General features: G+C 51.2%; 23 protein-coding genes. 7 read left to right on the top strand and 16 right to left on the bottom strand.

The features are described from left to right. Positions 1-105 precede the first annotated feature (105 nt). The 9 genes from JS578_03955 to JS578_03915 form a co-directional block, all read right to left on the bottom strand. Positions 106-1,260: an OmpA family protein gene (locus tag JS578_03955; GenBank protein ID QRX64411.1), complete on the bottom strand. Its 1,155-nt coding sequence runs from the start codon at positions 1,258-1,260 to the stop codon at positions 106-108. Between the two features lie 321 nt (positions 1,261-1,581). Then, positions 1,582-2,442, bottom strand: coding sequence for an RNA polymerase sigma factor RpoD/SigA (locus tag JS578_03950; GenBank protein ID QRX64410.1), 861 nt, complete (start codon positions 2,440-2,442; stop codon positions 1,582-1,584). Between the two features lie 212 nt (positions 2,443-2,654). After that, a complete protein-coding gene (locus tag JS578_03945; GenBank protein QRX64409.1) occupies positions 2,655-4,181 on the bottom strand; it encodes a Do family serine endopeptidase in 1,527 nt (508 codons plus the stop codon). 197 nt (positions 4,182-4,378) lie between these two features. Continuing rightward, positions 4,379-5,554, bottom strand: coding sequence for a glycosyltransferase (locus JS578_03940; GenBank protein QRX64408.1), 1,176 nt, complete (start codon positions 5,552-5,554; stop codon positions 4,379-4,381). 10 nt (positions 5,555-5,564) lie between these two features. Beyond that, the gene (lysA, locus tag JS578_03935; GenBank protein ID QRX64407.1) at positions 5,565-6,722 is read right to left on the bottom strand and encodes a diaminopimelate decarboxylase; all 1,158 of its coding nucleotides are present in this window, start codon (positions 6,720-6,722) and stop codon (positions 5,565-5,567) included. Positions 6,723-6,825: 103 nt separating this feature from the next. Then, entirely contained in the window at positions 6,826-7,743 is a 918-nt protein-coding gene (miaA, locus tag JS578_03930) for a tRNA (adenosine(37)-N6)-dimethylallyltransferase MiaA (GenBank protein ID QRX64908.1), read from the bottom strand. An 18-nt stretch (positions 7,744-7,761) separates the two neighbouring features. Continuing rightward, the gene (locus JS578_03925; protein ID QRX64907.1) at positions 7,762-8,556 is read right to left on the bottom strand and encodes a TPM domain-containing protein; all 795 of its coding nucleotides are present in this window, start codon (positions 8,554-8,556) and stop codon (positions 7,762-7,764) included. Beyond that, on the bottom strand, positions 8,537-8,959 hold the full coding sequence (locus tag JS578_03920) for a TPM domain-containing protein (protein ID QRX64406.1): 423 nt from the start codon (positions 8,957-8,959) through the stop codon (positions 8,537-8,539). The genes JS578_03925 and JS578_03920 overlap by 20 nt, the downstream gene beginning before the upstream one ends. A 26-nt stretch (positions 8,960-8,985) precedes the next feature. Continuing rightward, positions 8,986-9,567 (bottom strand): LemA family protein, encoded by a 582-nt coding sequence (locus tag JS578_03915; GenBank protein QRX64405.1) that lies wholly within the window; start codon positions 9,565-9,567, stop codon positions 8,986-8,988. Positions 9,568-9,975: 408 nt separating this feature from the next. Between JS578_03915 and JS578_03910 the strand changes: the two genes are divergently transcribed. Continuing rightward, positions 9,976-11,523, top strand: a complete 1,548-nt coding sequence (locus JS578_03910) for a DUF3078 domain-containing protein (GenBank protein ID QRX64404.1) — start codon at positions 9,976-9,978, stop codon at positions 11,521-11,523. A gap of 3 nt (positions 11,524-11,526) precedes the next feature. On the opposite strand, the gene JS578_03905 is transcribed toward JS578_03910, so the two are convergent. From JS578_03905 to recR, 6 genes are read right to left on the bottom strand one after another with little or no spacing between them, the layout of a single operon-like run. Next, positions 11,527-12,501, bottom strand: coding sequence for a methionyl-tRNA formyltransferase (locus tag JS578_03905; protein ID QRX64403.1), 975 nt, complete (start codon positions 12,499-12,501; stop codon positions 11,527-11,529). Between the two features lie 13 nt (positions 12,502-12,514). Beyond that, positions 12,515-14,305: a chloride channel protein gene (locus tag JS578_03900; GenBank protein QRX64402.1), complete on the bottom strand. Its 1,791-nt coding sequence runs from the start codon at positions 14,303-14,305 to the stop codon at positions 12,515-12,517. A gap of 45 nt (positions 14,306-14,350) precedes the next feature. Further along, positions 14,351-14,914 (bottom strand): threonylcarbamoyl-AMP synthase, encoded by a 564-nt coding sequence (locus JS578_03895; GenBank protein ID QRX64401.1) that lies wholly within the window; start codon positions 14,912-14,914, stop codon positions 14,351-14,353. 40 nt (positions 14,915-14,954) lie between these two features. Further along, positions 14,955-15,488, bottom strand: a complete 534-nt coding sequence (locus JS578_03890) for a GNAT family N-acetyltransferase (protein ID QRX64906.1) — start codon at positions 15,486-15,488, stop codon at positions 14,955-14,957. Next, positions 15,466-15,975 carry a hypothetical protein gene (locus JS578_03885; protein QRX64400.1) on the bottom strand — a complete coding sequence of 170 codons (510 nt, stop codon included), beginning with the start codon at positions 15,973-15,975 and terminating at the stop codon, positions 15,466-15,468. Before JS578_03885 ends, JS578_03890 begins: the two co-directional genes overlap by 23 nt. Further along, a complete protein-coding gene (gene recR / locus JS578_03880) occupies positions 15,972-16,604 on the bottom strand; it encodes a recombination protein RecR (protein QRX64399.1) in 633 nt (210 codons plus the stop codon). Before recR ends, JS578_03885 begins: the two co-directional genes overlap by 4 nt. 185 nt (positions 16,605-16,789) lie before the next feature. Here recR and JS578_03875 point away from each other — a divergent pair, with 185 nt between their 5' ends. From JS578_03875 to JS578_03850, 6 genes are all read left to right on the top strand, one after another. Then, on the top strand, positions 16,790-17,725 hold the full coding sequence (locus JS578_03875; GenBank protein ID QRX64398.1) for a 3-phosphoglycerate dehydrogenase: 936 nt from the start codon (positions 16,790-16,792) through the stop codon (positions 17,723-17,725). A gap of 13 nt (positions 17,726-17,738) precedes the next feature. Next, entirely contained in the window at positions 17,739-18,818 is a 1,080-nt protein-coding gene (gene serC / locus JS578_03870; protein ID QRX64397.1) for a 3-phosphoserine/phosphohydroxythreonine transaminase, read from the top strand. Positions 18,819-18,975: 157 nt separating this feature from the next. Continuing rightward, on the top strand, positions 18,976-19,338 hold the full coding sequence (locus JS578_03865) for a BlaI/MecI/CopY family transcriptional regulator (protein ID QRX64396.1): 363 nt from the start codon (positions 18,976-18,978) through the stop codon (positions 19,336-19,338). Positions 19,339-19,368: 30 nt separating this feature from the next. Further along, complete coding sequence (locus JS578_03860) at positions 19,369-21,372, top strand: TonB family protein (GenBank protein QRX64395.1); 2,004 nt, start codon at positions 19,369-19,371, stop codon at positions 21,370-21,372. A 109-nt stretch (positions 21,373-21,481) separates the two neighbouring features. Further along, positions 21,482-21,961: an energy transducer TonB gene (locus JS578_03855; GenBank protein QRX64394.1), complete on the top strand. Its 480-nt coding sequence runs from the start codon at positions 21,482-21,484 to the stop codon at positions 21,959-21,961. Between the two features lie 101 nt (positions 21,962-22,062). Continuing rightward, the gene (locus JS578_03850) at positions 22,063-23,376 is read left to right on the top strand and encodes a tetratricopeptide repeat protein (protein QRX64393.1); all 1,314 of its coding nucleotides are present in this window, start codon (positions 22,063-22,065) and stop codon (positions 23,374-23,376) included. Positions 23,377-23,384: 8 nt separating this feature from the next. Here JS578_03850 and JS578_03845 read toward each other — a convergent pair whose 3' ends face one another. After that, complete coding sequence (locus tag JS578_03845; GenBank protein ID QRX64392.1) at positions 23,385-25,784, bottom strand: transglycosylase domain-containing protein; 2,400 nt, start codon at positions 25,782-25,784, stop codon at positions 23,385-23,387. Positions 25,785-25,798 lie beyond the last annotated feature (14 nt).

Below are 25,798 nucleotides of genomic sequence, written 5' to 3'. Positions count from 1 at the left end.
GTTGAGGCCGGCATGCCGCAGCAGATTCCGTCAATGCCTTGTAGATACAAAAAAAACAACCCGATCATTCGATCGGGTTGTTTTTTTGATATCTGTTTCGCTTGCTTAATCTACAAAGAAGATAGCAACACGGTTCCAGTCGTTTTCTGCATAAGGCTGTTCGGTGTCACCCTTCCAGTCGATAGAGATGCGATCGCTGTCAATAGCATAGTCATTGGTCAATGCGTCAGCAACGGCTCTTGCACGTTTTTCTGAGAGTGCGAAGTTGTATTCCGGTGTTCCGGTCTGTGCATCGGCGTAAGCTACGATGTTTACCTTGGCATCGGGATTGGCCTTCATGTATTCAGCAGTGTTGTGAACGCTGATCTGCTGACCCTTGTCGATCTTGGCAGAGTTGATGCGGAAGAATACTACGTTGGGAACATAAACTGCTTCGTTTACAACAGTGGGTTCTACTTCCGGGCACTCGGGGCAAGATTCGGGTCTGAGTCTCAGCTCTTCGTTTTCAGCACGCAGTCTGTTGATCTGGCTGTTCAGGTCGTTGATCAGGTTGTAGTCCATCAGCTCGGCAGGAGTGAAATCCTGTTTGCCGCCCAGGCCAAACTTCAGACCTGCAACACCGGTGAGCATACCGTCGTATTCACGATTTCCTACCACTCCACTGCCGTCAAATGATTCCTGTACAATTCTTACTCCCAGTTCAAGGAAAAGAGCTACACTGTTTGACAACTGGAAATTGTTGATCAAACCAGCATTGTAGGTCAAAGATTGGTTCTGATTTTTGAACAGGTCTCCGTCAGGATTGGGTTTCTTCCAGTCTTCATTCAGGCCGTACATGTAACCGACACCAGCATAAGGTATCAGGCTGTATACGCGGTCGGGGTTGTAGCTGCCCCATGCATTGATGATGTTGTACATCAGGTCCACATGACCACCCACCCAGTTTTGTTCGGGGTCGAGTCCGGCAGCAACATGCTTGATGTGACCACCGTCGATTACCAAGCGAGCTCCCCAGTTGGGTGAATTCCAGCGTCCGATTTCCAATTGACCATTCCAACCAAGACGATCGCCAAGTCCTGCATCAGCATCGGCCTCACCTGTGGTCATGTAGAGGTTTGTTCCGCCGCCGAGACCCATATACCAGTTGTCACTACCTTTGTTCTTCAGGTATACAGTACCCTCAGAAACATTCTGTACCTCCTGTGCACTGATGCTGAACGCAACAAGTGCCGAAAATAAAAGTAAACTAAATTTTTTCATAAATTTACAATCTAATTAAACATTTTTCGTTTCACAATAACTCGATATTCTTTGTTTGAATGGTCATACTTAAATCTGTACCCCATTCTTTAGTGCATTTATAACATCTCTGTTATAAAATTGTTCGCAGCCAAATGCTGAAATAGCATCATTTTACTGCGCCATCCTCTGCTCGGCATCCGCCGATACAGTTTTAATTAAGCTACAAATATAAAACTTTAAATTTATATAATCTTAATTTTCAATTTATTTTTCCGAAATTGCATCCTGATGGGCAATTATCCACACGAATGGTACTTTTCTAGGGCTATGTGGCCTTTTTTATCCCAGATAGCTTTTTAACAGTTTACTCCGTGAGTCCTGCCGCAACCTGCGGATTGCTTTCTCCTTGATCTGTCGGACACGCTCACGCGTGAGTTGGAACTTGTCACCGATCTCCTCAAGTGTCATCTCCTGACACCCGATGCCGAAGAACATTTTGATGATGTCACTTTCCCGCTCGGTAAGCGTGGAGAGGGCACGGTCAATCTCCTTCTGCAGAGACTCGTTGATCAGGGTGCGGTCTGCAATAGGGGCATCGTCGTTGACAAGCACATCCAACAGACTGTTGTCTTCACCCTCCACAAAGGGAGCATCCATGGAGATGTGCCTTCCCGACACCTTTAATGAGTCGGTTACCTTGTCTACAGTGATATCCAACTCTATTGCAAGTTCCTCGGCTGAAGGACGTCGTTCATTCTCCTGTTCGAATTTCTGAAAGGCTTTGCTGATCTTATTGAGTGAACCCACCTGATTGAGCGGCAACCGTACGATGCGAGACTGCTCTGCCAGGGCCTGCAGAATCGACTGGCGAATCCACCAAACGGCGTAACTGATAAACTTGAATCCCCGGGTCTCGTCAAACTTTTCGGCAGCCTTAATCAATCCCAGGTTTCCCTCGTTAATCAAGTCCGGCAAACTGAGGCCCTGGTTCTGGTACTGTTTGGCCACCGATACCACAAAGCGCAGGTTTGCCCTGGTGAGTTTTTCCAGAGCCTGCCGGTCGCCTTTCTTGATCGCCTGTGCCAACTCCACCTCTTCCTCCACGGTGATCAGATCCTCTCGGCCAATCTCCTGAAGGTATTTGTCGAGTGAAGCGCTTTCACGATTGGTGATCGATTTTGTAATTTTTAGTTGTCTCATCTCAATATTTCGATTCTACTGTAAATTCTGTTGTAACTACAATTGGGGCGCAAAAGTACAAAAAAAAACGCTATGATGGTCAATAACTCACCCCGTAACCAAACATATAGCAAAGGAATCCGGCCCCGAAACCTAATTCCTTTGCTATAGAAACGTTATTTGATTCCTTTTTGTTACTGAAATGCGAATGATTAACCTTTCTTAACGGGAGATCACTCTCCGGAGAGGTCTATGGCAATGTATTGTGTCCTGCCATTGGGGTAGAATCCGGCTACCAGCACCACCTTGTCTTCGCGGGTACGGGTGGCTGCAACAATCGTAGCCACATCTTCCTGGCTGTTCACCGGTTGGTTGTTCATGCGCATGACGATGAATCCCTTGTTGATGCCTTCCTTGCGGAACAATCCTTTGTTATCCACTTCTTCCACTTCAATACCGCTGGAAATACCCAGAGCACGCTTCCGCTCATCACTCAATGGTTTGAAGGTGGCTCCCAGCGCACTTACGGCGTCTGTCTTGCGGGTGATTTCGGTGCTTCCCTCGTCATTTTTCAGCTCTACGTTGAAGTTGCGGTTGTTGCCGTTACGATCTACCGTCACACTGATCTTGTCTCCCGGGCGATAGCGGTTCAGCTGGCTCTGCAGTTCTGCGAAGTTGCGGATGGGCACATTGTTGATGGCCGTCAGGATGTCCCCTTTCTGGATGCCGGCTGCCTTGGCGGCGCTTCTGTCGGAGAAGTCCTCCACCACGACCCCTCTGATCTGTGAGAGCTCACGAGCCCTGTCGGGATCCTCCCGACGGATGTTTTCGATGTTGGGAACCTGGATGCCCAGGAGTGCACGCTGTACTGTGCCGTATTCTTTCAGGTCCGCTGCAATTTTCCCTGCGATGGAGATGGGCACAGCGAAGGCATAGCCGGCAAAGTTGCCGGTCTGTGAATAGATGGCGGTGTTGATCCCCACCAGCTCACCGCGGGTGTTGACCAGAGCGCCACCGCTGTTGCCGGGGTTGACCGCGGCATCTATCTGGATGAACGACTGGATACCGAGACCACCGCCCATCACGTTGCCTCTATTCTTTGCGCTCACGATACCTGCCGTGACAGTAGAGGTAAGGTTGAAGGGGTTGCCTACGGCGAGCACCCATTCACCCACCTGCAAGGCGTCGGAATTGCCGAAAGTGAGGTAAGGGAAGTCCTCCCCTTCAATTTTAAGCAATGCGATGTCGCTCTGCCGGTCGGCACCCACCACTTTTGCTGTGAACTCGCGGTTGTCGTTGAGCGTGACCGATACCTCGTTGGCATTCTCCACCACATGGTTGTTGGTAATGATGAATCCATCTTTCGAGATGATTACCCCGGAACCGAAGCCCACCTGTTCACGCGGTTGTGAAGGCATCCGGTCTCCAAAGCCGAAGAAGAAATCGAATGGGTTGATGTACTGTTGCTGGCTGATGGTCTTGGTCTTTACATGCACCACACCGTCAACAGAGCGGGAAGCTGCTTCCGTGAAATCAGGATATCCCTCACTTGTGGTTAGACTGGTGAGTACAATGTTCTTGTCCTGGTTGAAGGATTCGGCCAGGACTCCCATCTCTTCTGTGGGGGAATTAACTGTAGATCCTGTTAGTTTACGCTCTCCCTTTTCTATGATCGTATGATACCCAAACAGGGTAATGACTGAACTCAGAATAGCAACCAACAGGATTGCAATCACGTTTTTTGTATTACTTCTATTCATATTGTTGGGTTATAAGTTTATGGTTGTTTCTCATATCAACAAATGTAAGACAAAAACTGTACAGAAAAAGTGTTGTCGGCATGGCTTTTAACACTTTTAACGGAAAGATTGTCCGATTAACCCGATTTAACCGCACCGCAGTCATTTTTTCTCCCGGCAACACTGACAAGATGGCATTACCTGCACCTGCGGTTTTCTTATCGTCTGTACCTGGTTCTCCTGTTGGCATAACGCCTGAAACGGAAATTGTTGAATGGGTGGAACAGGTCGTACAGCAGCAGGTCGATGTGGTAGCCGGTGTTGTCAACCAGCTTGCTGGCTCTGTTTATCACCCAGAGCTGCATCCCGTAGCGAAGCAGGAAGAGCAGCAGCGCTGTGGCGGTGATCAGCGGGGAACCGGTGATGAGGCCCATGACAACCGCCGCGGTGAAGAGCAGGTAGAATGTATAGCGGGTGAAGCTTTCCAGGCTTAGTACGCGAGGGGCCACCCCGCTGTAGTACTGCTTGGTATAGAGATATTTCGATTTCAGGGAGCGCCAGGTGAAGAAGTTGTCAATGCCGTGGGCTTCGGTCATGCTTTCAGGTGAGAGCACAACACCTGTTCGGACTCCGGAAGCAATCCGATTGATGAAAAGATCATCTTCCCCGCCGTCGATGTGCAGGATCGAGGAGAATCCCTTGTGCTTGAAAAAGAGATCCTTGCGATAGGCCAGGTTGCGTCCGATGCCCATGTAGGGTATCTTGAGCAATGCCATGGAGAGGAATTTAAGGTGGTGCATGAAGTTGTCGTACCGGATGAAGCCCCGCATTCCTGCCTTCTTGTCAATGGACAGTCGGCAGAATCCCAATACGATATCCATGTTTTGTGCAAATGCGTTGCCATATTCCCTGATCCAGTTGAGGCTGCAGGGCACGCAGTATGCTTCGGTGAAGAGAAGGTGCTCATGCTTCGCCGCCTTGATGCCGATGGTGAGCGCCAACTTTTTCTCGTTGATGCTTTCTGCCTCATCCGGAACATAGGTGTGGTAGAGATGTGGATATTTCAGAGCAGCAGCTTTCAGAACCATGTCCGTCTCATCTGTAGAGCCGCTGTTGACAACAATCACTTCGAAGTTTGGATAATCCTGTTCCATGATGTGGGGCAGGTTCTTTGCCAACTCTTCAGCGTTGTTTTTTGAGGGGATGATGACCGAGATGGGTGGCAGTTCATCATCCTGCAATGGGGTGGTTTGTTGTTTTTTGTGATGCCGGTAGGGGCTGTTGTAAACCACTAGATAGAAGAGTACCTGAAGCAGGAAGAAGAAGAGTAGCATCCCCCCCAGGATCCACTCTGTAAGAGAAAGCCCTGATACAAGCAGGTAGATATGATCCATGTGAGAATGTTTAAAGGTTGTCTGAGAAGCGGGAAGCAGGGATCTCCCGGAGGTTGTAGGTGGATGCCATGGTCTCACCATAGGCCCCCGCCGAACGGATGGCAATCAGATCACCACGCGCTGATTCGTTCAGCATAAAATCACGTACAAAGACATCGCTCGACTCACAGACTGGACCCACCACATCATAGGGGGTGTATGGCTTCACGGAACTAATGTTTTCGATATGGTGGAAGGCCTGATAGAGCGCCGGACGGATTAACTCCGTCATACCGGCATCCACAATCAGGAACTTCTTTTGCATTCCCTCTTTGACGAAAACAACCCTGGTGATCAGAGAGCCGCAGGGGGCCACCACCGAGCGGCCCAGCTCAAAGTGGAGGGTTTGCCCCTCCTCCAGTTTAAGGTATTTCTCGAAGAGCCTGAAGTAAGACTCGAAATCGGCTATGGGGCAGTGATTCGGATGTTGGTAGTTGATGCCCAAACCGCCACCCACATTGATTACCGGCAGGGTGATGCCTTGCGTGTGGAACCATTCACGCAGCTCCAGCGCCTTCACACAGAGATCTTCGAACGAGGAGAGATCGGTGATTTGCGATCCGATGTGGAAATGCATACCGATCAGGTTGATGTGACCTCCCTCAGCAATCATCCGCAGCAGTGCCGGCAGGTCCTGTTCATTGATGCCGAACTTGTTCTCGTTGAGCCCCGTGGTGATGTATTTATGCGTGTGCGCATCCACATTGGGATTGATGCGCAAGGCCACTGGTGCTTTCTTACCCATGTCGGCTGCCAGCTCGTTGAGCACCTCCAGTTCGGCCATCGATTCCACGTTGAAACAGAAGATATCGTTTTCGAGGCCAATCCTGATCTCGCGGTCGGTCTTGCCTACGCCGGCAAAGGCGATTTTGTCGGCCGGGAAGCCGCACTCCAATGCCCGCAGGATCTCGTTGCCACTCACGCAGTCGGCACCAAACCCATAGGAGGCGATGAGCTTCAGGATCTCCTCATTGGCATTGGCCTTGATGGCGTAGTGGATGTGAAACGGCTTACCGGCTGTCTCTTGTCTGATGGTGTTGAGTGTTTCGCGCAACAGCGCCATGTCGTAATAATAAAACGGGGTGTCGAACGATTCGAATTGCTTTGTGGGAAAGATTCCTTTGATCATCTCAGTTACTTTCTTTTTGGATTAATATTGTGCACCGGGTGGATGGTTCCGGAAGGAGCACCACTTTCCGGGTGACAAAAATAAGGTTTTTTAGCCGATTCCCTTACATCCGGATGAAAGAAAATGCCTGCGCCAGCTTTTCCTTCATGGGCAAGGATGCATCAATCCACCGGATGGTGAAGCCGCGGCGCTCCATTCCCCTGAACCAGGTCATCTGCCGCTTGGCAAACTGATGGATGGCGATTTCCAGTTGTCTGTACATCTCCTCATAGGTGAGTGCCCCTGTCACGTGCAACGTGACATACTTGTACTCGAGCCCGTAATAGATCAGATCCTGCGCAGCAACCCCCTCGGCAAGCAGTTGCTTCACCTCTTCAATCATCCCCTCCCGGAGGCGTGCCTCCAGGCGGCGGCTTATCTTTTCACGCCGTTGCTCACGGTCGATATTCAAACCCAGGATGGTGCTTTCAAGGGGTGGGTAGGCACTGTTGGCCTGATCTTCATGCGACCGGTAGTCGGCAATCTCGATGGCACGTATGGCTCGTTTCTTTGTGTCGGTATCGGTGCTGTTGTGCAATGGCCCGTAACCGCGCAGGATCTCAGTAAGCTCGGCCAGCGTCTTGCGCTCCAGATGATTCCTCAGATCGGGGTTGGCCGGTACGTCGGGCAGATGGTACCCCTTCAGCACGGATTCAATGTAGAGGCCTGTACCACCACATAGAATGGCTCTCTTGCCGCGGCTGCGGATATCCTCGTATGCCGCGTGGAAGTCCTGTTGATAATTGTACAACGTATATTTGTCGCCCGGTTCCCGTATATCGATCAGGTGATGGGGAATGGTGATCCCTTCCAGGGTGTATTCACCCAGATCCTTCCCGGTGCCGATGTCCATGCGACGGTAGAGCTGACGTGAGTCGCCGCTCACGATCTCCCCGTTCAACGCTGCTGCTAGGTTCACGGCAAAGGGGGTCTTGCCACTGGCCGTGGGGCCCAGAACAGTGATCAACTGCTGCTTCATGATGATTGTCCGGAATGCTGCCTACCAGCTCCCGCCGGCGCCTCCTCCGCCAAAGCTGCCGCCACCGCCGCCACCGAAACCGCCGAAGCCACCACCCCCTCCTCCAAAGCCTCCAAAGCCGCCACTGCGGCGGCTGCCGCCCATGATGGGGGGGAAGAAGATGGGTGGATTGCCACCCCTGTGGTGTCCTTCACTGTCGATGTGCTGGTCTCCCCCGCCGGAGATGAATGCAAAAAGGATGAGGATCCCGATCACCAGGATGACGATTGCCAGGGGGGGGATTCCCTCCTCCTCCGCTGCTTCGGCGGTGAATTCACCCGAGAGGCGGGCAATCATCTCATCCACCGCTGCATTGACCCCTCCAAAGTAATCCTCCTCCACGAAGTAGGGGATCATCACGTTGCGCACGATGCGGCCGGCATAGGCATCGTTAATGCGCGCCTCCAGGCCGTAGCCGGTGGCGATGAATGCATCACCCCTGCTGTTGCCCCGCTTGGGCTTGATCAGGATCACGGCTCCGTTGTTTTTGCTTCTTTGCCCCACCTGCCATTTCTCTCCCAGACGGAAGGTGAAGTCGGATGCGGCATATCCCCCCAGGTCATCTACCGTCACCACGTAAATCTGCGTGGAGGTGGAATCGTGGTATGCCAGCAGTTTTTGCTCCAGAGCGCTATTCCCGGCATCGGTGAAGATTCCGGCGAAGTCGTTCACCAGCCGGTAGGGCATCATCGGTTCCGGAATCTCCTGTGCTGACAGTGGCCATAAGAAAAGAAGAAAAATGGCAAGGATCCGGACCCTACTCTTCCAGTATAACATCATCGCTCAGTTCGTTTTTATCATTCTCCAATATGGGGTATTGTGCCTTGATCAGTTCACCAATCCGTCCTACGCCAAGGCAGATGCCATCCACAATCCTTCCCTCGCGAAAGAAGGATAACATCTCTTCCAGCACCTCATTCCAGAAGTCTTTCCGAGTGGCATCATGGATGCCGCTGTCACCCCAGATGGCTGCCTTGTGATCTGCCGGGGAGATGTAGAGCAACACGCCATTGCGCTGCTCGGTGGCCTCCATTTTCAATCGTGTGAACTTGTAGCGGGCGGCCTCCAGGGGATCTCCGTTGCATTGCCGTGCCACGAATACACGGATCTCACCCGAGGTCTGGCGTTCGGCATTGCGAATAGAGGTGCTGATCTGTTCCAGCTCTTCTTTGCTCAGCATGGTTGTTTTCCGTTTTTATCGCTTTCTCAGAACTGAACTTCAGGGGCCGTTTGTGCCTCGGGAGCCGCTTCAAAGTAGGCTTTCGACTCAAACTTGAACCACCCGGCATAGATCACCTGCGGGAACTTGCGGATGTAGGCGTTGTAATCCTGCGCAATCTGGTTGAACTTGTTGCGTTCCACCGAGATGCGATTCTCGGTACCGGCCAACTCATCCTGCAGTGCCAGGAAGTTCTGATTGGCCTTCAGTTCCGGATAGTTCTCCTGAATCAGCAACAACCGTCCGAGTGCCTGACTCAGCTGGTTCTGTGCCTGCTGATACTCCTGCAGGCTCTCCGCTGTAAGGTTCTCCGGGCTAACGGTGGACTGTGTGGCCCTGGCCCTGGCCTCTGTCACCTGCGTGAAGGTCTCCTGCTCATGGGTGGCATACCCCTTCACGGTGTTCACCAGGTTGGGGATCAGGTCGGCCCGCCGCTGGTAGGCATTCTGCACGTTGCCCCACTGAGCGGTGACGGCTTCCTGTTTCTCTACCATGTTGTTGTAGCCCTGGCAACCGGTCAGCGAGAGCGCTCCGGCCAGAATCAATAAAATGTAAAATAACTTTTTCATGTTGCGCTGTTTTTTATTATTTTTTCGATGCTCACATTTGCATGATGAATCGTTGCAAAGATAGGAAAATAATTTCGGTAGAAGAGAGAGATGCTGTTCCAAAAAGTGTGTCTGAGTCGTTCACAAAGAACAAGGAGCAGAGAGTCCTGAAAGAGAACAGTGCCTTTTTGGAAGCTATTTCGATATTCTGGGGTAATTGCATCTTTATATCCACTCCGATAATTATTGGAGTGGATATAAGGGTGCTATAAGGGGGCAATAAGGCTAGAGGCACCGAATCCCCCGTGAAGTCCTGAATGGTATAGTTGGTTTTTTTGTCTATCTTTGCAAACAGGATCAGGGTTTCCGTTGTTCTCTTACTTTCCGTGACATAATTAAAAAAGAGCGTCTTTCTGTCAAAAATTGCTTATGAGAGTTCACAATTTTCTGTCGTCAATTACACTTTCTCTGCTGGTGTTTTCTTTTGCCACTGCCGAAGTAGCATTGGCCGTACCGGTTGATGCACTGCGAAGTGTCGCCACCGCTGACACCACCGAATTGTTTCATGATATCACCGACATCAGCCGCCAGATTGAAAAGCGAACCATCGGTCAACAACAGGATAGTCACTATGTGCCTGACACAACCTCTGCTGCCGTTTTGGGACAGCAACCGTTGCTCCTCAACGGCGAAAGAGTTTCTTATGTCAATCCGCTCGACTCCCTCTATCCTCGCAATGAAGAGGGCATACTGATGCTGCCACCGCTTATGCAGCATTACTCGTCACTCAACGGCATGACATTCAGAGATACGCTCTTCTACAATCCCCTGTTTTTGCCGATGATCTTCACCGGTAACATCTTGCCGCGCAACCTCTCTTTCTACTCGCCCGAAAAGGAACCCAAAAAGGGTCTCCTGATCCCGCAGGAAAAAACATTCGCACCTGCTTTGCACGACGCTGATTTTGTGCGGGGAGTGCGCCGTGAATACTACCGCAATCATCCCGACAGGATTCGTTATTCTGTGGCCAGTTTTGATTCGATCCCGCTGATGGAGAGTGGCGATGCCATCGTGCGCGAGACATTCAATCCATTCCGTGAGTTGCTCAAGACCGAAACAAATTATTCGCTGAGTGCCCCCGGCGTTGAGGTGGCCACCATTCAGAGAAAGTACTGGGTGTATGACGGAGAGCACTCCTTTCAGTTTGCGCAGAATTACTTCTCTAACAACTGGCACAAGGGTGGAACCAACAACCTGAACTTCAACAGCTACCAGGTGATCAGGGCCAACTACAAGAAAGATAAACTGCGATTCAACAACACCTTCGAGTGGCGACTCTCGCTGTTCAATGCCCCTGATGACTCGGTGAGGAGTTATCGCATCGGGAACGACCAGATTCGCTACTACGGCGACTTCGGCCTGAACTCCTTCGTGAAGGGTTGGTCATACTCCACGAACTTGGAAGCCAAGTCGCAGCTGTTCAATAATTTCAATCCCAATTCAAGCGATCTTCGTTCAGCTTTTCTGGCGCCTTTATATGTGAATGCCGGTGTGGGTTTGAAGTTCGAACTGGAGAAGAAATCGGAGCGTGTACGCCATCGTAAGCTGAAATGGGAGTTAAACCTGGCACCGGTGTCCATCAACTACAAGTACGTGGGGAACGATGCGGTGGATGTGAAGCGATACGGGATACCCGAAGACCGGAAATCATTGCTGGACATTGGTTCCACCATCACCTCCATACTGAAGTATGATTTCACCCAATATGTCTCCTGGGATTCCCGTCTCACCTATTTTACCAGTTATGAGAAGGTGGTGTCGGAATTTCAAAACAGCCTGAACATGTCATTGAGCAATGCTTTCTCCACCCGCATCTATGTCAATGTGCGTTTCGATGACGGCGTGCCTGCCGATCCTGATTTCAAATACTGGCAGGTGAACCAGACCCTCAGTTTCGGTCTGAACTACAAGTGGTGATCCTTATGCAAAGGCGGCATCTTCTGGAAAGGAGAAGCCATTCATAAAAACGGCGGTCTGCATTCTCTTTTTTCCCTGCAGCTGCAGCTCAGTGATCCGTACGAAGCCGTCGGCCACGGCAACCTCCAGCTGTGACTTGTTGTCGGTACAAATGGTGCCCGCCGGCAGGGTGTGCTGCTCAACAACCTTTTCGGCCGCGAATAATTTGATGCGATAAGGCTCTTCTCCCTCTTTTGAAGTCATTTCCGTCCAGGCGGCGGGATAGGGAGAGAGACCCCTGATCAGGTTGCACACCTCTGTTGCGGTACGGTTCCAGTTCACCCGGCAGGTCTCGCTGAAGATCTTTGGTGCGCTTTTCAGCAGGGCGCCCTCCTCAATCAATTCACTTTGCAACAGCGTTGAGACGTTACCCTCCACGATGGCATCTATTGTCCTGGTCACCAGCTTTGCACCCATCACCATCAGCCTGTCGTGTAGGGTGCCGGCGTTATCCTCTTCGCCGATAGCGGTCTTCTCACGGAAGATGATGCGACCGGTGTCAATCTCGTGCGAGAGGAAGAAGGTGGTGACACCTGTTTCCTGCTCACCGTTGATCAGTGCCCAGTTGATGGGGGCGGCACCCCGGTATTGGGGCAGGAGGGAGGCGTGCAGGTTGAAGGTGCCCAGCGGTGGCATGTTCCACACCACCTCGGGTAGCATCCTGAAGGCGACAACAACCTGAAGGTCGGCTCGCAGTGCCTTCAACTCCTCCAGGAAGAGCGAATCCTTGAGGCTCGCAGGCTGCAGGATTGTCAACCCCTTGCCGAGGGCATATTGCTTCACCGCCGATGGTTGCAGTTTGTAACCCCTGCCCACAGCCTTGTCGGGCATGGTGATCACACCCACCACATTGTACCCCGCCTCTACAATCGCCTTAAGTGATTCCACCGCAAATTCGGGAGTACCCATGAAGACAATCCGTAACGATTTTTTTGTCATTTGTTGCATGCTTTCAGTCATTTGCTTCAGAATAGTTTTCCACCAGCACCTCACGGTAGGAGTTGAAGACGGAGGACTGTGACAGGATCCCCTTGTAGATTCCCTTGCTGTCAACCACCGGCAGGTTCCATGCCTTGGTGTTCTCAAACTTGGCCATCACCTCTTCCATGGAGGAGGTGATTTCCACTTTTGCGGGAGCTCCCACCATGAACTTCTCCACCGTGAAACGGTCGTATAATTCAGGACGGAACATGATGTTGCGGATGTCATTGGTCAGTACCATACCCATCAGTTTCCCCTCATCATTCACCACGGGAAAGATGTTGCGGGTACAGGTGGAGACAACCTTCACCATCTCTCCCAGGGTGTAACTAGGCTTGACGGTGGGGATATCAGTCTCCAGGAGGTCCTCCACCTTCAGGAAGGTGAGCACCGCCTTGTCCTTGTGGTGGGTGATCAACTCGCCCCTCTTGGCGAGGCGAATGGCGTAGATGCTGTGTTTCTCGAACACCAGGATGGTGCCGTAAGATACCAGAGACACGATCATCAGCGGCAGGAACAGGTCGTATCCGCCAGTGAGCTCTGCGATGAGGAAGGTGCCGGTGAGGGGTGCATGCATCACACCGGCCATCACGCCCGCCATTCCCATCAGTGCGAAATTCTCCTGTGGCAGGTAGGTGGTGTATCCCAGTTGGTTCAATGTGTAGGAGTAGACAAATCCGGCAATACATCCCAGGAAGAGCGTGGGGGCAAAGACACCGCCGGTACCGCCGCCACCGTTGGTTGCACTGGTGGCGAACACCTTGAAGAGGATCACCAGCAGGAGGAAAACGACGATGACCCATCTGTTTTCCATGTTGTAGAAGAAGCTCTCGTTGGTGAGTGCGTGAAAGCCGTCACCCGTGGCCAGCAGCGTGTTAATGGTGTTGTATCCCTCCCCGTAGAGCGGCGGGAAGAAGAAGATCAACACGCTCAGCATTACCCCTCCCAGCAGAAATCGTCGCCATTGCGGCATGGCATGGAAGATGGTCTCCAGCCAGCTCATGACACGGATCACGTAGAGGGAGAGGAATCCGCAGAGGATGCCCAGCAGGATCACATAAGGAATCCGGTTCAGCAGGAAGGGCTCCATCTGTGAATAGGCAAACATGGCGTCCATACCGTTGAGAAGGTAAGAAACAGTGGTGGCCGTGACAGCGGTGACCAACAGCGGGAGGATGGAAGACATGGTGAGGTCGAGCAGCAACACCTCTATGACAAACAGGATGCCGGCGATGGGAGCCTTGAAGATGCCGGCGATGGCACCGGCGGCACCACACCCCACCAGGATCATCAGGCTGTGTTGTTCCAGGCGGAAGAGGCGTCCCAGGTTGGATCCGATGGCGGAGCCTGTGAGCACGATGGGGGCCTCGGCACCCACCGATCCGCCGAAGCCGATGGTGAATGAGCTGGCCACCAGTGATGTGTAGATGTTGTGCGGTTTGATGCGGCTCTTGCGTTGCGAGATGGCAAACAGGATCTTGGTGACCCCGTGGCTGATGTCATCCTTCACCACGTACTTTACGTAGAGGCCTGCAATGAGGATGCCCACGATGGGGAAGAGCAGGTAGGAGAAGTTGAGGTTCTCCTGGCTGAAGTTCTCGGTAAGGAAGACCTGGAAGAAGTGGATGGCACTTTTGAGCAGCCAGGCAGCCAGCGCTGTGGTGATTCCCACCAGGAAGCTGACAAACAGCAGGAAGTGACGCTCCTTGATATGGGAATCACGCCACAACAACATTTGATTGAAGATTTTTTTGATCTGCATCGGCTGCAACTATTCAGGTTCTTCGTGCAAAGGTAACAATTTTCCTTACTTCCGGAGAATCTGAATGGTGCCGTTTCGTCCCAGGCGGATGATGGAAGATGTTTTCGCCTCAACCTGTTCCTTCTGACGGTAAGCCACCACATAGTCAACCCCCCCTTTGATCTCCTTTCTGATCTGGGAGAACCGTGCTGGGGAAGGCGTGCCGCTGAGGTTGGCAGAGGTGGAGACGATAGGCTTGCGGAAGCGCTTGCAGAGCTCCCGTGAGAAAAGCTCGTCGGTGATGCGAATCCCTATGGAGCCGTCGGCAGCGATGAGTGCCGGTGCCAGGTTGCGTGCACCCTCGTAGATGATGGTGAGGGGTTTGTCGGTCAGTTCAATCAGGTCCCACGCTATTTCCGGCAGATCGGTCACATAGTTTTGCAACTTCACGGGGTTGTCGAGCAACACCAGCATCGACTTGCTGTCGTCGCGTTGTTTGAGGGCAAAGATCTTTTTCACCGCCTCCTCGTTGGTGGCATCACAACCGATGCCCCAGACGGTGTCGGTGGGGTAGAGGATGATCCCCCCGTTTTGCATCACTTCACACGCTTTCTTGATATCTTCCTGCATACAATAGAATAACTGAAACAATTAATGGAACGGAACGATGTTACACTTCAGGGTTGATGCGCTGCATCAGCAGCACATCGGTAAAACGATCCTCATCGCGAATCCACTCCTTCAACCTGCCGGCCAGTGCATATCCCCCCTTTTCGAAGAGGCGCACACTTACCTTGTTGGTTACGGGAACAAAGGCGTAGAGCTGCCTGAGGCGGAGGAATCGGAATGCATACTCCTCCAGCAGTTGCAATGCCTGCAGTCCGTATCCTTTCTCCCTTTCGGAGGCTTCCACGAGGATGCCCACGGCCGCCCTCAGGTGAAACGGGTCGAAATCGTAGAGATCGGCGGCCCCTATGGTTTTCTCCTGTTCCCGGAGTGTGATCATCAGGCGCAGCTGTCGGTCGCTGTAGATGTCTTGGTTCGATTCGGCAAGATATTGCTTCAGGGTGTAACGTGAGAAGGGAGCGTTGGCATTGCCAAGGTGCCACTGGAGGGTGTCGTTCTCCCAGCGGTAGAGCAGCTCCAGGTCTTCCGGTTCGGTGGCCCTGAGACGCATCCACTTATTTTCCAGCAGGGGTATCATCGCCATTGTGATCTTCGTTGTCTACGTCTCCGGTCTCTCTGCTTGCGGGCTTTTCCGTAAGGTTCTCCAATTCCGGATAGGAAGGCCGGCAAAAGAGAAAGACAGTGAAAAGGACAATCGTGAACCAAAAGAAATTCATGTTTCGGGAGAAGCCGAACAGTACAATGTGAAGGAGCGTCACTGCTGTGAGGATGTAGAGTCGCCAGAGGGAGGCTTTTTTGTAACGATTACGGGCATCTTCGCTTGTCAGTGGAAGGGGACCTTTTTTGAGTCTGCTAGCAAACATCTTCAGGGCAAGCGGTATGGCAATCAATGTGGCAACAATGAGATAGCGCTCGAGGATGATGCTCACCGGTCTGCTCTCCTGCCAGAAGGGGATCAGTTGAAACAGGATCAACAGCAGCAGCAAAACCAGGGAAGAGAGGATGATCCGGTAATGAAGGTACAACTGTCGTATGGTCGCAGTGAAGAGGTCTGTCCGGCTCATTTGCTCATCAGTTTATAGGATTCGTCGAATAGGGTGCGGTTCAGGATGGAACGACCCAGGGTCACCTCGTCGGCATATTCAATCTCATCCCCAATGGAGACCCCGCGGGCGATGATGCTGACCTTCACGGGAGAGGCCTGTAGTCGCCGAAAGATATAGAAATTGGTGGTGTCACCTTCCATGGTTGCACTCAGGGCCAGGATCACTTCGCGAATCTCACCCTTTTTCACCCTTTCCTCAAGGCTCAAGATCTCCAGGTCAGAGGGGCCGATGCCGTCGATGGGCGAGATGATGCCTCCCAACACATGATACAATCCTCTGAATTGCATTGTCTTTTCAATGGCCATCACCTCCTTCACATTTTCCACCACGCAAATCAAAGAGCTGTCGCGGGCGGCATCCGCACAGATGCTGCATATGGGGCTATCTGAGATGTTGTGACAGACGGAGCAATAGGTGATCTCTCTTCGCATTTTGAGGATAGACTCCGCAAAATGGGTCACCTTTTCCTCCTCCTGACGGAGGAGGTGGAGTGCCAGCCGGAGGGCTGTCTTTCTTCCGATGCCCGGTAAACGTGCCAACTCGTTTACCGCATTTTCGAGGAGCGTTGAGGGATAAGAGCTGTTCATTCGGTTCTAGGGATGTTGCAGCGCAAAGATACGATGATTCAATTTATCGCACAAATAACTTTTAGCGATTGCGAAGGGAAGGAGAGAGCCGTTTTTTTATCCCAATTTCGTGCTCTGTTTGAGATAAGTTTGTAATTTTGTGAATCCATTTTCGGGAGAGAAATTTATACTAGCAAAATCAAACTATGAAGATACTTTTAGCGACAGGTAAGCCATTTGCAACAAAGGCAGTGGAGGAGATTCAGCAGATCATCGAATCTGCCGGATATCGGTTCGAAAAGCTGGAGAGCTACACCGACAAACCTCAGTTACTTGAAGCTGTGAAAGATGTGGACGCCCTGATAATCAGGAGTGATGTCATTGATCGTGAAGTGCTGGAGGCAGCTCCCAACCTGAAGGTGGTGGTGCGCGCCGGTTCCGGTTATGACAATGTGGATCTGGTTACAGCCACCAAACGTGGAGTGTGTGTGATGAACACACCGGGTCAGAATGCCAATGCCGTGGCAGAGCTGGTCTTCGGCATGATGATTTTCATGCAGCGAAATCAGTTCGACGGGAGTGTAGGCCATGAGCTGTTCAACAAACGCCTGGGTCTCTATGCCTTTGGCAACGTGGCCAAGATGGTTGCCCGGATTGCCCGCGGCTTCAACATGACCGTCAACGCCTATTCGCCGACGCTCACACACGATGATCTGCGCAAAGAGGGCGAATATGGAGTGATCACTGTTTACAACAACAGAGAGCTGTTTGAGAATAGTGATTTTCTCTCCCTTCACATGCCATTACTGGAAGAAACACGCAACTGTGTGGGCTATGAGCTGCTTTCATTGATGCCACCCGACGGGGTGCTGATCAACTCAGCCCGCAAGGAGTTGGTGGTTGAGGCCGATCTGTTGCGCATCATGGAGGAGCGCCCCCGCTTCCAGTATATCACCGACGTGAAACCCGACCGGCATGAGGAGTTTCAGGCTCGTTTTCCGAAACGATATTTCTCAACACCAAAGAAGATGGGTGCGCAGACAACGGAGGCCAACATTAATGCGGGGCTCGCCGCCGCCGGTCAGATTGTCTCCTATTTTCGCAAGGGTGATGAACGATTCAGAGTGAACAACAAATCATAAAAAGGTAAATCGTATGAAGAAGTACAATTTTAACGCCGGACCCTGCGTACTGCCCAGGCCGGCCGTAGAGTCAGCCATTGAGGCGATCCGTGATTTCGACAACACCGGTATCGGTATCCTGGAGATCTCACACCGTACCCCCGGCTGGGAGCGCATCATGAAAGAGACCGCCGACCTCTGGAAAGAACTGTTGCATATCCCCGACAACTACCGGGTGCTTTTCCTGGGTGGCGGTGCCAGCATGCAGTTCCTCAACGTGCCTGCCAACCTGCTGAATACCAAAGCAGCCTATCTGCAGACCGGTGTGTGGGCCAAAAAGGCAATTAAGGAGGCGAAGTTCTACGGTGCTGTGGAGGTTGTAGCTTCTTCAGAAGACAAGAATTACTCCTATATCCCGAAAGGATACAGCATCCCGGCCGATGCCGACTATTTTCATATCACCACCAACAATACCATTTATGGTACCGAGTTGCACGAGGACATCGACAGTCCTGTCACCCTGGTGGCAGACATGTCGTCCGACATCATGAGCCGTCCGGTGGATGTCTCCAAATATGGAATCATCTACGGGGGTGCCCAGAAGAACGTTGGACCCGCTGGAGTGGCCTTTGTGATCGTGCGTGAGGATATTCTGGGTAAGCTGGATCGCCCGTTGCAGACCATGGTAGACTATCGCACCCATATTGGCGATGTGGAGAAGAATCGCTCTATGTTCAACACACCGCCCGTCTTCTCCATCTTTGTGATGCACGAGACCCTCAAATGGGTGAAGGAGCAGGGAGGTGTGGAAGCGATGCAGAAGCTCAACAAAGAAAAAGCCGGAATGCTTTACGACGAGATAGACCGCAATCCTCTTTTCGTGGGTACCGCCGCCAAAGAGGACCGTTCACTGATGAATGTCTGCTTCGTGATGAGCGAAGAGCACAGGGAGAAAGAGGCCGCCTTCCTTGAATTCGCCAAGGAGAGAGGAATGGTGGGTATCAAGGGACACCGCTCAGTGGGCGGGTTCCGTGCCTCCATCTACAATGCCTGCCCGAAAGAGGCAGTGGAAGCTTTGATCCAGTGCATGCAGGAGTTCGCACAAAAAGCGTGACCCCTCTTCATGACCATTACAGGGTGCCCCGGCAGATTGATGCCGGGGCATTTTTTTTGTGTTTACATTTATTTAACGCAAAAATGTGGAGAAATTGTTTGGCTATTACGAAAAGTTCGTAAATTTGCAATTATAAAATAGTTTGATTGTAAAGATTATGGAACGATTGACACCCCAGGAAGAGAACATGATGCAACACATCTGGCACCTGAAAGAGTGTGCCATCAAGGATGTGGTTGAGCGGCTGGAAGAGCCCAAGCCGCCCTACACCACGGTGGCATCGATCTTCAGCAAGCTGGAGCAGAAAGGATATCTCACGAAGCGGCGGTTCGGAAATGTGAAGGTGTTCAAGCCGCTAATCTCTGAGTCATCCTACAAGCGCCACTTCTTGTCGGGAATGGTAGAGAGCTACTTCGACAACTCCTACAAGGAGCTGGTATCTTTCTTTGCCAAAGAGCAAAAGATCACCACCGAAGAACTTGGTGAGATCATACGCCTGATCGAGAAAAATCAGCAGTAAAAAATCTGTTTCACCCAAAACGGAAATGCCATGCATCCTTTTATAATCTATCTGATAGAAGCAAATATCGCATTGTCGCTCTTTTTCATTCTCTACAGACTGTTGCTGAAGAGTGATACTTTCTTGCAGTTGCGCCGGTTTTATTTCCTCTCGGTCATCCTTTTCTCACTCCTTTATCCTTTGATGACCGTTCCACTGCCACACAGTATCTCAGCTTTTTTCACACCGGAATCAGTAGAGGCTGTGAGCGCCGTTTATATCGGGGAGCCGGTGATGGAAGTCATAACGGTAGAGGAGTCTGTTCCCACACGGGAGATCAACATGATTCGTATAGGTGTGGTGATCTATTTTTCCATCACCCTGCTTTTCATCGTGCGCTTTCTCGTTCAGCTGATATCCATCCTTCGCGTCAGGCTGAAAAGTACACCTGCTGTGATCTCCGGAACAGCGGTATACCGGTTGAAAGATGATATCACCCCTTTCTCATTTTTCAACCTGATATTTATCCATACCGACAAACATTCAGACGCTGAGCTGACACAAATTCTGCTGCATGAGCAGACGCATGTACGACAGCTTCATTCAATTGATATCCTTTTGATTGAATCACTCACTCTCCTCTTCTGGTGGAATCCGTTTGTATGGTTGATGAAGAGGGAGATGGCCATGAACCTGGAATATCTGGCCGATCAGGGCGTGCTCACGTGTGGGGTGAACAGCCGTGAGTACCAGTACCACCTTTTACGACTGACCTATCAAGAAACTGCAGTTCCGATAGTGAATAATTTCAATGTTTCACAATTAAAACAACGTATTATGATGATGAATCAATCCAAATCGCCCCTTTACAAGGTGGGCAGGTACCTGCTTGCACTCCCGCTGGTGCTGCTTTTTCTTACGGCCAACAGCATTTATGCTGCTCAGCGGGAACCTGCAGATGCTGCAACTTCGATGTTAGATCCTGCTGTTGCTCAACCGAGGCAGGAACAGTTGTCAACAGAAAACAGGATCACTCCGGAATTGATACAGTCTGAATTGGAGGACCAGAGTCTGCAGCAGCCGCCTCCAGAGAAGAAGGAAGAGGAGATTTTTGTGATAGTCGAAAATCAACCCGAGTTCCCGGGCGGAATGGGTGCCTTGATGAAATTTATCTCCGACACTATCCGTTACCCGGTAGAGGCACAGCAGAAAGGTATTCAGGGGCGTGTGATCTGTAACTTCGTGGTGATGAAAGATGGCAGCATCAGCGATCTGCAGGTTGTACGCGGCGTGGATCCGCTACTGGATGCCGAGGCGCTGCGCGTATTGAAACTGATGCCCGACTGGAAACCGGGCAAGCAACGCGGTCAAGCCGTGAATGTGCGATTTACACTACCTGTGGTATTCAGGCTTTCGGGCAATGAATCGAAAGTGATCGTTGATGATCTGTCGGTAAAGGAATCAGTACTCTCCGTGGAAGCACAATTGTTGCCGAATTATGTCTATCCAGGTGGCGAGGATGCCTTTTTTCGCTTTATCTCGGAGAGGATCAAATATCCGGTAGAAGCACAGGAAAAAGGATTGCAAGGTCTCGTGAATGCGCGTTACAAGATAGATGAAAAAGGTAATGTGGTTGATGTTGCCATTGAGAAAGGTGTTGGTGAAACAATTGACAGAGAGGTATTGCGAGTCATTGGAATGATGCCGCGATGGGTGAAGAGTCAGAATTACCAGGTCTCAGGAAAGGTGATTGGTTCTGAAGCTCAGCCTCTGCATGGAGCTGCAGTCATTTTAAAGGGAACGAACACAGGTGTTGTTTCAGATGTCAATGGTAATTTTCAACTTGAGGTTCCTGATTCTGAAAATCATTTGGTTATCTCATTTGTGGGGTATAAAACGGTAGAAGTTCCATTGTCGGGCCTCAAATCAAAAAATGCCACTCTAGTCAGAAAACTACCTGTTATGTTCCGTTTACAGGGGGTTGATGAGGAGCAACCCAATAAGGAAGAGATCCCTGGCAATGCAGTTGTAGTAGTAGGTTATGCAGTGAAATAAACGGCTGAAGCAACAGGTGTTGAATAGTTTAACATTCATCCCTGTTGCTTTTCTCTTTTGTTTTGATAACTTTACGACATATTGATCTTTATTCAAAACTCGTGAATCCATGAAACATATCCTGTACACATACCTGCTGTCTATATTCACCCTCTCCACTGTTTCAGCCACTGAACCCTGGTTCACCTCTTCACCGGCTATTTTCGGAGCCTTGCAAGAACCACCTCCCGAAAAGAAGGATGAGATTTTCGAGAAAGTGGAGAATATGCCCGAGTTCCCCGGAGGATTTCAGGCATTCCGGAAATTTGTGTCTGATAATGTCAGATTACCGGAGGATGTACCTAAAACACCCGATAAGGGGGGTATAGTCTGTAGTCTTGTGGTGCTGAAAGATGGTCGTATCAGTGATGTGAAAGTAGTGAGGGGTGTAGACCCGTTTTTGGATGCTGAAGCTGTACGTGTGCTGCAATCGATGCCCAGATGGGAACCCGGTAAAGAGCATGGGCAGAATGTAAATGTGCGTGTTAGCGTACTGGTTATTATTGATATGATGACTGCAACCCGCACAGTAATCAACGGGAGAAATTGAATCCTCCCTTAAAGATTCAACCTTATCGTGGCACTTTGTTGAAAGATGGGAGGTGCTGAAGCATTCGGACTTCCAATTTCTTAGCTTAAAAGTACAGATGCATGAAAACCAGCATAATCATACTCATCATTCTCGCTTCCAGTTTTTCAGGGGGATATGCCCAGCCCAATCTGGTAAGCGAGGCGATGAGGAGTTATCGTTACCGGGAGGCGTTAGCGCTGTTGGAGCGTGCACCGGAGAGTGTGGAGAACCAGCTGCTGAAGGCGGAGTGTTATCAGATGCTTTATGATTACCCCGCTGCGCTGGATATTTACGAATCATTGACTGCCGGTAAACATGAAACGGTCGGGATTCTCACGGCAGCTGCCGATTGTGCTTCACAGGCCGGTGATCATGATACATCGCTCAGATACTGGCTGAAAGCCGGTGAGCTATCGCCCGGCAATCTCTATCTGCAAACAAAAATAGCGGTTGCCTTTTATCGTGCAGGTGACTGGCAGGGTACTATCCGTGCCTCTGAGGAGGTCCTCAGGAAGGACTCCATTCCCATGTTGCTGCGAATGGCCGGTGACGCTCATATCCGCCTTGATGACGGCCTCGGACTGATCTACTACGAGAAAGCACTGGAAAAAGATCCGGCCGATCATTTGGCCTTGCGCAACCTCTCAGATATCTACTATTCCATTCAACTCTACGACAGTGTGCTCGTCCGCACAGAAGGCTATCTGGAAGAGATCGATCCTGAGCGGACCACCATCGGGCAACTGAACGGAATGGCCCACTATTCAGCAGGTAACTACCCTGAGGCAATTGAGCGATTGCAAAATAATGTGATATTGGGTGATTCCACCTACACCACCACCTATTTCCTGGGGATGAGCTACTTCGCCATGAAGCGATATTACGAAGCGGTCAGGTGGCTGGCACTTGCCTATGAACAGGCGCCACAGCCGGATGTCAATCTTCTTTACTATTACGGGACAGCACTTTCGAGAACCTATGACAGAAAGAAAGGGATTGCAGTGCTCAAAGAGGGTGTGGCGAAGATTGAGTCGTTGCAGGAGATGCTCTTCGACTATGACATCTCTCTGGCAGAAGCACATGACCGTTCAAATGAACCCTCCAGGGCAATATCCTACTATCAGTCCGCCTTAAACAGACGCCCTGAATCCTATATGTTGCTTTATAATATTGCCCTGACCTATGACAGGATGGATGAGGTTGAGTCGGCTCTCACCTATTATGAGCGTTTTGTGAAGAAGATACCTGAAGATAAAATCGATACCGGGGCAGGCTCGTCAAATGAACCGGGAGAGCGCACCAGCATCCTTGAGATGACTTACAGGGCCTCCCTTCAGCGAATGGATGAACTGAGAAAGCTCCTTTTCCTGCGAAAAGGAAAAAAGAGCGATTGACGACCTTTTCAATTGAAAAGGTCATCGATCCCTTCGTTGTCAATCACAGGGTCATTGTCTTGATAAAAATCGGGTGAATAGCGCTCTGAACCGGCACAGGGATTGAATCCTGCCGGTATTTCAAACTTCCCGTCATCGGTGTAATTCAGCTCCTTGTCGGCATATACCTTCTGATAGAAGATCCCATGTATGGGGAGTGCCATGCTGGCCCCCTGCCCATATGCCATACGGTCAAAATGGATGGAACGCTCTTCACCGCCTACCCAGCATCCTGCCACGAGGTTGGGGGTGAACGACATGAACCAGCCATCGGAGTTGTTGTTTGTCGTCCCGGTTTTGCCACCCATCTCTCCCTTCAGGTTGTAGATCCTGCGGAGGCGGCTGCCGGTTCCGCCGTCTACCACTCCCTTCAGCATGTCGAGCATCTTGTAGGAGGAGGACTCACTGAAAATCTCCTTCATGCGGGGTACGAAGGTCGCTACCTCGTTGCCGTAGGAGTCTTCGATGCGGGTTACCAACATTGGTTCTACGCGGATACCGCGGTTGATAAATGAGGAGTAGGCCCCCACCATCTCGTATACCGACGCCTCATTGGGTCCCAGGGCAAGTGATACCACGGGGGGGGCAGGTGTCTTCAGTCCGAATGAGCCGAGCATGCGGGCAAAGGCGTAGGGTGAGAACTGTTTCATGAGGTAGGCTGTAACCCAGTTGCTGGAGCGTTGTAAACCCCATTTGATACTGACCATGCTGCCGCTGGTGTGACCGGGATTGCGCGGAGTCCACTCCTCTCCAGTCTCGGTCATCAGAGTGATGGGCTGATGCATCACCTGGTCGCAGGGGGTCATTCCCTCCTCCATGGCCAGTGTGTAGAGATAGGGCTTGATGGTGGATCCGATTTGTCGCTTACCGGTGGAGACCATGTCATACTTGAAGAACTTGAAATCGGGACCACCCACGTAGGCTTTCACATGTCCTGTCAGCGGATCCATGGCCATGAAGCCGGTACGAAGGAAGTTCTTGTGGTAGCGGATCGAATCCCAGGGAGTCATCAATGTATCCACCTCCCGTTGATCCCATGAGAAGACCTTCATCTCCACCTTCTCCTCCTTGAAATTTTTAAGTATTGCTGCATCGCTCAGACCTTCTTTCTTTAGGATGCGGTAACGGTCGCTTTGCTTCAAGGCGGTGGTGAGCAGATCTTCCACCTGGTCACTCACGTCACTGGAGTAAGGTGCATATTGCTTGCCCTTCTTCTCGTGGAAGAACTGTTCCTGCAGGTAGCCTCCCAATTGTTCTTTCACCGCGGCCTCGGCATGACGCTGCATCCGCGAATCGAGCGTGGAGTAGATCTTTAGTCCGTCGGTGTAGATGTCGTAAGAGGAGCCATCCGCTTTTTTGTTCTTGTTGCACCATCCGTAGAGGGGATCCTCGGCCCAGGCGAGTGAGTCTTCACTGAACTGTTGGTTCTGCCAGGAGGCATAGTTCTTGCGTTGCGGTTTCTTGGCCATCAAGATCTTGGCCAGATGCTGACGATAGTAGGGTGCGGCGATATCGACATGCCCTGAGCGGTTGAAGTCGATGGTTACCGGCAATTGCTTCAGTGAGTCGGCCTCCTGACGAGAGAGATAGTCGTATTTCTCCATCTGGGAGAGCACCACATTGCGTCGGTCGCGCGTCACCTCGGAACGACGTACCGGGTTGTAAAGAGATGAGTTCTTGAGCATGCCGATGAGCATGGCCGACTCTTCGGCGTTCAGCTCCTTGGGTGTTTTGTTGAAATAGGTGCGTGCTGCCGACTCAATGCCCACGGCATTGTAGTTGAAGTCATACTTGTTGAGGTAGAGGTTGATGATCTCATCTTTGGTGTAGAATCGTTCCAGTTTGGCAGCAATCACCCATTCCACCGGTTTTTGGAACACCCTTTGCAGCTTATTGCTTGCACGGGGTGAGTAGAGCAACTTGGCCAGCTGCTGCGTGATGGTACTTCCGCCGCCACTGCTCTCCCTGTTGAGCAACATTGTTTTGACGACAGCCCTTCCCACGCTGATAAAATCAATCCCCGAGTGTGAGTAGTAACGGATATCCTCAGTGGCAATCAGTGCATCGATCAGATGGGGCGAGAGATCGGAGTAGTCTACAAAGATGCGGTTGTCGTCACTCTGTGAGTAGGTGAAGAGCAGTTCGTTGTCGGTCGAGATGACCTGAGAGGCATACTTGTCGATTGGATTTTCCAGCTCGCTGATTTGCGGCAGATATCCTACTGCTCCCACAGAGATGAGCGTGAAGAGCAATAAGAGGGCGGCAACACCAAGACCAAATATGGACCACATCGTCCTGACAATCTTCTGTTTTGGCGTTTGACTGCTCCCTTTGGTGGATTTACCCCCGGTTGTTTTTTTCTTTCCCATAGTGTTGTCTGTTC

Source organism: Dysgonomonadaceae bacterium zrk40 (assembly GCA_016916535.1).
GTDB lineage: Bacteria > Bacteroidota > Bacteroidia > Bacteroidales > Dysgonomonadaceae > Proteiniphilum.
This window is presented reverse-complemented; position numbering and strand designations above follow the sequence as displayed.